A 10,350-nucleotide genomic window follows, 5' to 3' on the forward strand; every position below is an offset into this window, starting at 1 on the left:
CTCGCCGCCGAGGCGCACGAGCAGCGTGCCGGGCGCGTCGGCCCGCGCCACGAGGAGCCCGGCCACGTACCAAGCCCGCCGGCCGTCGACGCGTCGCTCGCGGCAGCCATCGAGGGTCGCGAGGAAGGCCGCGACGTCGTCCAGCGTCATCGGTCGAGCGTAGCCGCGGCCGGAGGTCACGGGGCGAAGGGCGTGATGCAGAACGGGTGGCCGGCCGGGTCGAGCAGCACGCGCCAGCGCAGGTCCGGCTGGGGGTCGGCGAGGCTCGCGCCGAGCGACACGGCGCGGTCGGCGAGCGCGTCGAGGGAGCCGGCGTCCTCGACGGTCAGGTCGAGGTGCAGCACCGAGGTGCCGGGCCAGGCGGGCGCCACATGGCCCTCCACCTGCTGCGCCACGAGCACGAGCCCGCCGACGTCGACCGCCGAGGCGTGGTCGTTCGACCACAGCACGCGGCCCGCGAGCAGGTCGGCCCAGAACCGGGCCAGTGCCCGGTGGTCGCCGCAGTCGAGCGAGACGGCGCCGACGCGCAGCGCGGGTCGAGGTGGCTCCACGGGCCGATGCTAGCGAGCCGGGTCCGCCCCGACGGTCGCAGCGCGCTCGGTGCTCGTGCCGGGGCAGCCCTGCGTGCCCGAGCACGACCAGCCGGCCGGGCCCCGCGGTGCGGCCGCGGCGGCCGCCACGGTCTCCGGTGCCACCTCGCCGGGCTCGCCCTCGGGCTCCGGCGCGTCGTTGCGGATGAGCAGCCACGACACCGCAGCGCCCGCGAGCAGCATGACGGCGCAGACGAGCATGGCGGTGCGGTAGGCCGACGAGAACGCCGCGGGTCGGGCGTAGTCCGCGCCGGACAGGCCCACAGCCGCCGGCAGCGCGGCCACCGCGAGGAGGCTGCCCGACCGTGCGACGGCGTTGTTGACGCCGCTCGCGACCCCGGCGAACCGGTCCGGCGCCGCGGCGAGCACCGTGGCGGTGAGCGGCGCGACGAGCAACACGAGCCCGAGGCCGAAGACCGTGACCCCGGGCAGCACCCCGGTCCAGTACGACGAGGACGCCCCGACGCCGGAGAGCAGCAGTGTGCCGACCCCGCAGAGCACCGGTCCGACCGTCATCGGCACGCGCGGGCCGATCCGCGCCGCGAGCGCGCCGCCGCGGGCCGCGAACAGGAGCATGAGCACGGTGATCGGCAGGGTGGCCACGCCGGCGGGCAGCGGCCCCCACCCGAGGACGGTCTGCAGCTGCAGGGTGAGGAAGAAGAAGACCGCCCCGAGCGCGGCGTAGACGAGCAGCGTCATGGCGTTGGCGGCGCTGAACTGGCGCGAGGCGAACAGCGACGGCGGGACCATCGGGTGGTGGGTGCGGCGCTCGACGTCGACGAACACCACCCCGAGCAGGATGCCGACCGCCGCGACCGCCGCGGTGCCACCGGCGCCGAGCGCGTCGTGCTCGATGAGGGCGAAGGTCGTGACGCCGAGCGCGAGCGTGGCGAGCACCGCACCGGCGACGTCGAAGGTGTGGTCGGCCCGCGCGTCGCGCGTCTCCGGCACGGCGGTCACCGCGATGACGACCGTGAGGACGCCGAGGGGCACGTTGAGCAGGAACGCCCAGCGCCAGCTCGCGTACTCGACGAGCCAGCCGCCGACGAACGGCCCGATCGCCGCGGCGATCCCGCCGAGGCCGGACCAGGCGCCGATGGCGCGGCCGCGGTCGTCGTGGCGGAAGGTCGACTGGATCATGGCGAGGCTGCCGGGGGTGAGCAGCGCGCCGCCGACGCCCTGGAGCACCCGGGCCGCGATGAGCTGCCCGGGCGTCTGGGCCAGGCCGCACGCCGCCGAGGCGAGGGTGAACCAGGCGACGCCGATGACGAAGACGCGTCGGCGGCCGAAGCGGTCGCCGAGCGACCCGCCGAGGAGGATGAGCGAGGCGAGCGCGAGGAGGTAGCCGTTCGAGATCCACTGCAGCCCGGCGAGGTCGGCGGACAGCTCGCGACCGATGCGCACGAGGGCGACGTTGACGACGGTGCCGTCGAGCATCGCCATGCCGGAGCCGAGCACGGCGGCCGTCACGACGAGCCGGCCGGCCCGCGTGCCGAGGGCCAGCCCGCCGACCTGCGCGCCGGCGGTCACGACCGGCTCTGCGGACGCGTCATGGCGAGCACGTCGAGGGCGGCGTCGAGCTGCTCCTCGGTGAGGCGTCCGTCGGCGACGTGGCCCTGGTCGATGACGACCTCCCGGATCGTCCGGCGCTCGCGGACGGCCTGCTTGACCACGGCCGCCGCGGTCTCGTAGCCGAGGTAGCGGTTGAGCGGCGTGACGACCGACGGGGAGCTCTCGGCCAGGGTGCGGGCGTGCTCGACCTCGGCCGTGATCCCGTCGATGCACCGGTCGGCGAGCAGCCGGGCCGACGCGGCGAGCAGCGTCAGCGACTCGAGGACGTTGCGCGCCAGGACCGGCAGCATGACGTTGAGCTCGAAGTTGCCGGCCGCGCCCGCGGTGGTCACCGTGGTGTCGTTGCCGATGACCTGCGCGCACACCATGAGGGTGGCCTCCGGCACGACCGGGTTGACCTTGCCCGGCATGATGCTCGACCCCGGCTGGAGGTCGGGCAGGTGGATCTCGCCGAGCCCGGTGCGCGGCCCCGAGGACATCCACCGCAGGTCGTTGCAGATCTTCGTCAGCCCGACGGCGACGACCTTGAGCGCGCCCGACAGCTCGACGACGGCGTCCTGGGTCGACTGGGCCTCGAAGTGGTCCTGCGCCTCGCGGAAGGCGACGCCGGTGTCGGCCGACACCCGCGCGATGACCGCCTCGGCGAAGCCGGGTGCGGCGTTGAGCCCGGTGCCGGCGGCAGTGCCGCCGAGCGGCAGCTCGGCCGTCGCACCGGCCGCGTGGCGGACGCGCTCGACCCCGAGCTCGACCTGCCGGCGGTAGCCCCCGAACTCCTGGCCGAGGGTGACGGGCACGGCGTCCATGAGGTGGGTCCGCCCGGCCTTGACGACGTCGGCGAACTCGGTCTCCTTGCGTCCCAAGGCTTTCGCGAGGTGCTCGAGCGCCGGCGCGAGGTCGTTCACGGCGGCCACCGTGGCCGCCACGCGCAGCGCGCTCGGGAAGGTGTCGTTGCTCGACTGGCCGGCGTTGACGTGGTCGTTGGGGTGCACCGCCAGGCCCGAGGACAGGCGGGCGAGCCGGGCGACGACCTCGTTGACGTTCATGTTCGTCGAGGTGCCAGAGCCGGTCTGGAAGACGTCGACGGGGAACTGGTCGTCGTGCTCACCGCGCGCGACCTCGTCGGCCGCGGCCGCGACGGCCTGCGCCATCGGGCCCTCGAGCACGCCGAGGTCGGCGTTGACCCGGGCCGCCGCGGCCTTGAGCCGGGCCAGCGCGTGCACGACGCCCGGCGGGACCGGCTGCCCGCTGATCGGGAAGTTCTCGACGGCGCGGGCCGTCTGCGCGCCCCAGAGCGCGTCGGCCGGCACCTGCACGTCGCCCATCGAGTCGTGCTCGGTCCGGAAGCCCTGCCCGGGTGCGTCGCTCATCACCCCATCCTGCAACGTCGGACGCCGGCGTGGGGGTTCGGCGTCAGCGGGGGCAGTCGTCGGCGGGGACCGGGCGCAGCTCGAGGGCCGCGCGGCGGTTGGCCCGGCGGGTGGCCCGGACGCTGAGGAGCGAGTCGGTCGTCAGGACGAGCAGCGCCACCCAGACGATGCCGAAGCCGACCCACCGCTCGGCGGGCAGGTGCTCGCCGAGCAGCAGCACCGCGCAGAGCAGCTGCATGACCGGGGTGATGAACTGGATCAGGCCGATCGTCACGAGCGGGACGCGTCGGGCGGCGGCGGCGAAGCACAGCAGCGGCACCGCGGTGACGACGCCCGACAGGACGAGCAGCGTCGTGTGCCCGGCGCCGTGCTGGCCGAAGGCGAGCCCGCCGTGCAGGCCGACGACGACGAGCGTCACGGCGGCGACCGGTGCGAGGACGACGGTCTCGACGGTGAGGCCGTGCAGCGCCTCGAGGCTGGCGCCGAGCTTCTTCTTCGTCAGCCCGTAGAGGGCGAACGACACGGCGAGCGAGAGCGCGACCCACGGCACGCGTCCACCAGCGATCCCGAGGTACACCCCGGCCGCGGCGCCGATGCCGACGGCGACCCACTGGAGCACCCGGAGCCGCTCGCGCAGCACGACGACGCCGAGGGCGACGGTGACGAGCGGGTTGAGGAAGTAGCCGAGGGCGGCCTCGCTCGTGTTGCCCGACACGACGGCCGCGACGTAGACGACCCAGTTGACGGCGATGAGCACGGCCGCGACGGTGAGCCCGACGAGCAGCCGGGGCCGGCGCAGCAGCGGCGCGACCCAGCCGAGGTCGCGGCGCACGAGGAGCACGAGGGCGCAGAACAGCAGCGTCCAGAGGATCCGGTTGGCGAGGATCTCCCAGGCGCCGGCCGGGCGCAGCGCGTCGAAGTAGAGCGGGAACAGGCCCCACAGGCCGTACGCCGCGAAGCCGAGCAGCGTGCCGCGCCCGACCTCGCCCTCGGGCGAGCCGGGCGCCAGGCCGCCGGGGCTCGACGCGGGTCGGGCGGCCGGAGGAGAGACGGGTCGGGAGGTCGTCACGCGTCGGGCGTCTCGCCGACGGTCCACGTGTCGCGGCCGGCGAGGAGGGCGTCGATGTCGGCGTCGGTGATCTCGGTGGTGCGCGCCGAGGCCACCTGCTCGCGGAGCAGGTCGTCGTAGGTCGGGCGCGAGACGTTGCGGAACACGCCCATCGGCACGTGGCCGAGGTCGGGGGAGTCGAGGCGCGAGAGCGCGAACGCGGCCGAGGGGTCCTCCGCGCCGGCGTCGTGGACGACGACGCGGGCCGGGTCGGCCTCGGCCCGCGGCACGACCGCGAGCGACCCGCGGTCGTCACGCACGACGACGGTCTCGGCGGTGCCGACCTCCTGCCCGTCGGCCAGGTGCAGGATGCGGGCGGCCGCCTCGGTGCGGTCCTTGAGGACGTCGAAGACGCCGTCGTTGAAGATCGGGCAGTTCTGGTAGATCTCGACGAAGGCCGACCCGCGGTGCTCGGCCGCGGCCCGCAGCACGGAGGTCAGGTGCTGGCGGTCGGAGTCCATGGTCCGGGCCACGAAGCTGGCCTCGGCGCCGAGCGCGAGCGACACCGGGTTGAACGGGGTGTCGAGCGAGCCGAGCGGCGTCGACTTGGTCACCTGCCCGACCTGCGAGGTGGGGGAGTACTGGCCCTTGGTCAGGCCGTAGATCTCGTTGTTGAACAGCAGGATCTTGAGGTTGACGTTGCGGCGCAGCGCGTGGATGAGGTGGTTGCCGCCGATCGACAGGGCGTCGCCGTCGCCGGTCACGACCCACACCGAGAGGTCCTCGCGCGTGGCGGCCAGGCCCGTGGCGATGGCCGGCGCGCGACCGTGGATCGAGTGCATGCCGTACGTGTCGAGGTAGTACGGGAAGCGCGAGCTGCAGCCGATGCCGGAGACGAAGACGATGTTCTCGCGCTTGAGGCCGAGCTCGGGCAGGAAGCCCTGCACGGCGGCGAGGATCGCGTAGTCGCCGCAGCCCGGGCACCAGCGCACCTCTTGGTCGGAGGTGAAGTCCTTCTTCGTCAGCGCGACGCCCTCGTCGAGGCGGGGGACGCCGGCGGTGCCGACGGCGGGCATGCCGAGGTCGGTGCTCACTTCGCGGTCTCCTTCACGAGCTCGCCGTTGGTGCTGCCGTTGCGCGCGGGCACCTCGACCGTCGACGCGGAGGCCGCGGCGATGACGTCGGCGAGGTCGCCGGCCTGGAACGGCAGGCCGCGCACCGAGGTGTGCGACTCGACGTCGACGAGGTACTTCGCCCGCAGCAGCAGGGCCAGCTGGCCGAGGTTCATCTCCGGCACGATGACGCGGTCGTAGGCGCGGAGCACCTCGCCGGTGTTGGCCGGGAACGGGTTGAGGTGGCGCAGGTGGGCCTGGGCCACGCGGGCGCCCCGGCCGCGGGCCTGGCGCACACCCGCGGCGATCGGGCCGTACGTGGAGCCCCAGCCGAGGACGAGGACGTCGGCGTCGCCGGTCGGGTCGTCGACCTCGATCGGGTCGATGCTGTCGGCGATGCCGTCGATCTTGGCCTGGCGCAGCCTGGTCATGTGGTCGTGGTTGTCGGGGTCGTAGGAGATGTTGCCCGTGACGTCGGCCTTCTCGATGCCGCCGACGCGGTGCTCGAGGCCCGGCGTGCCCGGCACCGCCCACGGCCGCGCGAGGGTCTCGGGGTCGCGCAGGTACGGGTGGAACACCGGGTTGCCGTCGGCGTCGGTGGCGTTGGGCTCGGTGGCGTGCTCGACGGTGAGGTCGGGCAGCTCGGCGGTGCGCGGCAGGCGCCACGGCTCGGACCCGTTGGCCAGGTAGCCGTCGGACAGGACGATGACCGGGGTGCGGTACGTCGTCGCGATCCGGACCGCCTCGAGCGCGGTGTCGAAGCAGTCGGCCGGGGTGGCCGGGGCCACGACGGCCACCGGCGACTCGCCGTTGCGCCCGAACATCGCCTGCAGGAGGTCGGCCTGCTCGGTCTTGGTCGGCAGCCCGGTGGAGGGGCCGCCGCGCTGGATGTCGCAGACGATGAGCGGCAGCTCGAGCGAGACGGCGAGGCCGATCGTCTCGGCCTTGAGCGCGAGGCCCGGCCCGGAGGTGGTCGTGACGCCGAGCGCCCCGCCGAAGCTGGCCCCGAGGGCGGCGCCGACCCCGGCGATCTCGTCCTCGGCCTGCATCGTGGCGACGCCGTAGCGCTTGAGGCCGGCGAGCGTGTGGAGGATGTCGGAGGCCGGGGTGATCGGGTAGGAGCCGAGGAAGAGCGGCAGGTGCGCCCGGTGCGCTGCGGCCACGAGGCCGAGCGACAGCGCGACGTTGCCGGTGACGTTGCGGTAGGCGCCCGAGCGCATCGGGGCCGGGGCGACCTCGTAGGCGACGGCGAAGTCCTCGGTGGTCTCGCCGTAGTTGAAGCCCGCGTGCAGGGCGGCGAGGTTGGCCTCGAGGATGTCCGGCTTGCTCGCGAACTTGCCCTTGAGGAAGGCCTCGGTGCCCTCCATCGGCCGGGTGTAGAGCCACGACAGGAGGCCGAGCGCGAACATGTTCTTCGCGCGCTCCTTCTCCTTGCGCGTCAGGTCGGTGAACGGGGCGAGGGCCTCAACCGTGATCGAGGTCAGCGCCACGGGGTGCACGTGCCAGGACTCGAGGGAGCCGTCCTCGAGGGGGCTCTGGGCGTAGCCGACCTTCGAGAGGTTCCGCTTGGAGAACTCATCGGTGTTGACGATGAGGGTGGCGCCGCGGGGCAGGTCGCGCAGGTTGGCCTTGAGCGCGGCCGGGTTCATCGCGACGAGGACGTCGGGGGCATCGCCCGGCGTCAGCACGTTGTGGTCGGCGAAGTGCAGCTGGAAGCTGGAGACCCCGGGCAGCGTGCCCTGGGGCGCGCGGATCTCGGCGGGGAAGTTCGGCAGCGTGGAGAGGTCGTTGCCGAGCAGCGCCGTCTGGGATGTGAAGCGGTCACCGGTCAGCTGCATGCCGTCGCCGGAGTCCCCGGCGAACCGTATGACCACGCGATCGAGCTGCTGGACCTTCTTGGTGCTCATGCTCTGCGACGTCCTCGAATTCCTACGATTCACGGCCCGGGGCAGCACGCGGCGGGCTTCTTCCATGCTATGACGCACCTCGGCCCACTTTGTGCAGGTGCCACAACGTGGACGACGGCGGTTCGTGCCCACGACGCACCGTGCCACGCGCCTCCGGGCATGGATAGGCTGGCCGACATGTCCGGGTACGTAGCCGTCGCAGCGGTGCTCGCCGCAGGCGTCGTCCTCGTGACCGCCGCGATGCTGGCCCGGCGGCTGCTGGCCCCGCGCGCCCCGCTGCCGGCCAAGCTGACCACCTACGAGTCGGGCGTCGACCCCGTCGGCGAGGGCTGGGCCCAGACCAAGGTGCGCTACTTCGTCTTCAGCTTCCTCTACGTCGTCTTCGCCGTCGACGCCATCTACCTGTTCCCGTGGGCGCTCGTGCTGCGCGACGCGTCGATCGGCCGGGCCAGCCTCGTGGAGATGGGCATCTTCATCGGCGTCATCGTCCTCGGCCTGGCGCACGCGGCCCGACGCGGCCTGCTGAGGTGGGTGTGATGGCCCACCACGAGCCCGCGCAGCCGGGGCAGCCCGTCTCCCTGCCGATGCCCACCGTGGCCTCGGCCCACGCGCCCGTGCAGATGGGTGCCCTCGGCGGCCACGCCCCGCGGCCGATCAAGGTCGTGCTCAACTGGGGCCGGCGCTACTCCCTCTGGGTCTTCAACTTCGGGCTCGCCTGCTGCGCCATCGAGTTCATCGCCGCGTCGATGGGCCGCCACGACTTCATCCGCCTCGGCGTCATCCCGTTCGCGCCGGGCCCGCGGCAGGCCGACCTCATGGTCGTCTCGGGCACGGTGACCGACAAGATGGCGCCGGCGATCCGCCGCCTCTACGACCAGATGCCCGAGCCGAAGTACGTCATCTCCTTCGGCGCCTGCTCCAACTCCGGCGGCCCGTACTGGGACTCCTACTCGGTGACCAAGGGCGTCGACCAGGTCGTCCCCGTCGACGTCTACGTGCCCGGCTGCCCGCCGCGGCCCGAGGCGCTGCTGCACGGCATCATCCGCCTCCAGGAGCAGATCGCCGACGAGCGCCTCACGGCCCAGCGCATCCGCGGCCGGTACGCCGGCCACCGCGTCGCGAGCTCGGGCGACGTGCGCCGGCCCCTCCTGTCGCCTCCGGCTCGTGGGTCCGACGCGTCCCGCTCGCCTGACGCGTCGGGCACCGGCGCGCCGTCGGGGGCGGACCGATGATCACGGCTGACCCGCGCGACGTCCCGCTCGGCGACTGGGCGAGCACCGTCCTGGCGCTGCGCGAGGAGGGCCACACCTACTTCGACTGGCTCACGGCCGTCGACGAGACCGACCGCGACGACGCGCCGGGGTTCGACGTCGTCTGCCACCTCATCGACCCCGGGACGCCCGGTTCCGCCACCGGCGTCCTCGTGCGCACCCGCGTGCCGGTCGACCGGGCCGTGCCGTCGCTGACTCCGGTCTTCGCCGGTGCCGCCTGGCACGAGCGCGAGACGCACGAGATGTTCGGCATCGAGTTCGACGGCTTCGACGACGGCACCGGCCTGGGCCTGCGACCGCTCCTGCTGCCCGAGGGCTTCGAGGGCACGCCGCTGCGCAAGTCGTTCGTCCTCGCGGCCCGCGCCTCGAAGCAGTGGCCCGGCGCCAAGGAGCCGGGGGAGGGCCACGACAGCGCCCGCGCCCCCGGCCGCCGACGCGTCCAGGCACCCGGCGTCCCCGGCCCCGAGTGGGGGCCGCGATGACCCTCGCCCCGTGGCTCGAGGTCGTCGTGCGCGCCGTCGCCGTGCTCGCCGCCTTCCTCGTCCTGCCGCTGCTCGTGGGCCAGACCGAGCACAAGGTCATGGCGCACATGCAGGGCCGGCTCGGACCGATGTACGCCGGCGGCTTCCACGGCTGGGCCCAGCTCGTCGCCGACGGCGTCAAGTTCGTCCAGAAGGAGGACATCACCCCGGCGCGCGCCGACCGGTGGGTGTTCCGGCTCGCGCCGTTCGTGGCGCTCGTGCCCTACCTCGTGGCCCTCGCCGTCGTGCCGCTGTCGCCGCGCGTCGTCGGGGCCGACGTCGACGCGAGCGTCGTGCTCGTCCTCGCGGCCGTCGGCGTCGGGGTCATCGGCACGCTCATGGCCGGGTGGGCCTCGGCGAACAAGTACTCCCTGCTCGGCGGCATGCGCGCGGCCGCCCAGCTCGTGTCCTACGAGCTGCCGCTCGTGCTGTCCGTCGCCTCGGTCGCGCTCGCCGCCGGCACGCTGTCGGTCATCGGCATCGCCGAGGCGTGGACGCCGTGGTGGCTGCTCTGGCAGCTGCCCGGCATGGTCGTGTTCCTCGTCGCGGCCCTCGCCGAGCTGCAGCGGCCGCCGTTCGACATGCCGGTCGCCGACTCCGAGATCGTCTTCGGCGCCTTCACCGAGTACACCGGGCTGCGCTTCGCCTTCTTCCTGCTGGCCGAGTACGCCGGCATCGTCGTGTTCTCGCTGCTCTTCGCGGTGCTGTTCCTCGGCGGCTGGGCCGGTCCGCTCGAGTCGATGCTCGGCTGGCTCTGGACGCTGCTCAAGGGCTTCCTCGTGGCGGTCGTCGTCATCTGGCTGCGGGTGTCGTGGCCGCGGATGCGCGAGGACCAGCTCCAACGCCTCGCCTGGGTGTGGCTCGTGCCGCTGTCGCTGTTCCAGCTCGCCCTGACCGCCGTGGGCGTGGTGATGGTCCGATGAGCCGCCGCAGCGTGCCCACCCGCCCTGCCCGTCCTGCCC

10 protein-coding genes are annotated in these 10,350 nt (G+C 73.7%); 4 read left to right on the forward strand and 6 right to left on the reverse strand.

The features are described from left to right. Positions 1-176: 176 nt before the first annotated feature. From BIV28_RS19345 to BIV28_RS19370, 6 genes are read right to left on the reverse strand one after another with little or no spacing between them, the layout of a single operon-like run. On the reverse strand, positions 177-551 hold the full coding sequence (locus BIV28_RS19345) for a VOC family protein (protein WP_076264167.1): 375 nt from the start codon (positions 549-551) through the stop codon (positions 177-179). A gap of 9 nt (positions 552-560) precedes the next feature. Beyond that, complete coding sequence (locus BIV28_RS19350) at positions 561-2,120, reverse strand: MFS transporter (RefSeq protein WP_076264168.1); 1,560 nt, start codon at positions 2,118-2,120, stop codon at positions 561-563. Beyond that, on the reverse strand, positions 2,117-3,529 hold the full coding sequence (locus BIV28_RS19355) for a class II fumarate hydratase (protein WP_076264169.1): 1,413 nt from the start codon (positions 3,527-3,529) through the stop codon (positions 2,117-2,119). Before BIV28_RS19355 ends, BIV28_RS19350 begins: the two co-directional genes overlap by 4 nt. 43 nt (positions 3,530-3,572) lie before the next feature. Then, positions 3,573-4,538 carry an EamA family transporter RarD gene (rarD, locus tag BIV28_RS19360; protein WP_076264174.1) on the reverse strand — a complete coding sequence of 322 codons (966 nt, stop codon included), beginning with the start codon at positions 4,536-4,538 and terminating at the stop codon, positions 3,573-3,575. Positions 4,539-4,594: 56 nt separating this feature from the next. Continuing rightward, the gene (locus tag BIV28_RS19365) at positions 4,595-5,671 is read right to left on the reverse strand and encodes a 2-oxoacid:ferredoxin oxidoreductase subunit beta (protein WP_076264170.1); all 1,077 of its coding nucleotides are present in this window, start codon (positions 5,669-5,671) and stop codon (positions 4,595-4,597) included. Beyond that, positions 5,668-7,596 (reverse strand): 2-oxoacid:acceptor oxidoreductase subunit alpha, encoded by a 1,929-nt coding sequence (locus BIV28_RS19370; protein ID WP_076264171.1) that lies wholly within the window; start codon positions 7,594-7,596, stop codon positions 5,668-5,670. The genes BIV28_RS19365 and BIV28_RS19370 overlap by 4 nt, the downstream gene beginning before the upstream one ends. Positions 7,597-7,773: 177 nt before the next feature. Here BIV28_RS19370 and BIV28_RS19375 point away from each other — a divergent pair, with 177 nt between their 5' ends. From BIV28_RS19375 to nuoH, 4 genes are read left to right on the forward strand one after another with little or no spacing between them, the layout of a single operon-like run. Further along, a complete protein-coding gene (locus BIV28_RS19375) occupies positions 7,774-8,133 on the forward strand; it encodes an NADH-quinone oxidoreductase subunit A (RefSeq protein WP_076264172.1) in 360 nt (119 codons plus the stop codon). Then, a complete protein-coding gene (locus BIV28_RS19380) occupies positions 8,133-8,828 on the forward strand; it encodes an NADH-quinone oxidoreductase subunit B (protein ID WP_083707530.1) in 696 nt (231 codons plus the stop codon). The genes BIV28_RS19375 and BIV28_RS19380 overlap by 1 nt, the downstream gene beginning before the upstream one ends. Then, complete coding sequence (locus tag BIV28_RS19385) at positions 8,825-9,349, forward strand: NADH-quinone oxidoreductase subunit C (protein WP_076264173.1); 525 nt, start codon at positions 8,825-8,827, stop codon at positions 9,347-9,349. The genes BIV28_RS19380 and BIV28_RS19385 overlap by 4 nt, the downstream gene beginning before the upstream one ends. Further along, positions 9,346-10,311, forward strand: a complete 966-nt coding sequence (gene nuoH / locus BIV28_RS19390; protein ID WP_076264176.1) for an NADH-quinone oxidoreductase subunit NuoH — start codon at positions 9,346-9,348, stop codon at positions 10,309-10,311. The genes BIV28_RS19385 and nuoH overlap by 4 nt, the downstream gene beginning before the upstream one ends. Positions 10,312-10,350: the final 39 nt, after the last annotated feature.

Origin of the sequence: Intrasporangium flavum (genome assembly GCF_001956915.1) — a bacterium.
In the GTDB taxonomy this organism is placed as follows: Bacteria; Actinomycetota; Actinomycetes; order Actinomycetales; family Dermatophilaceae; genus Monashia; species Monashia flava.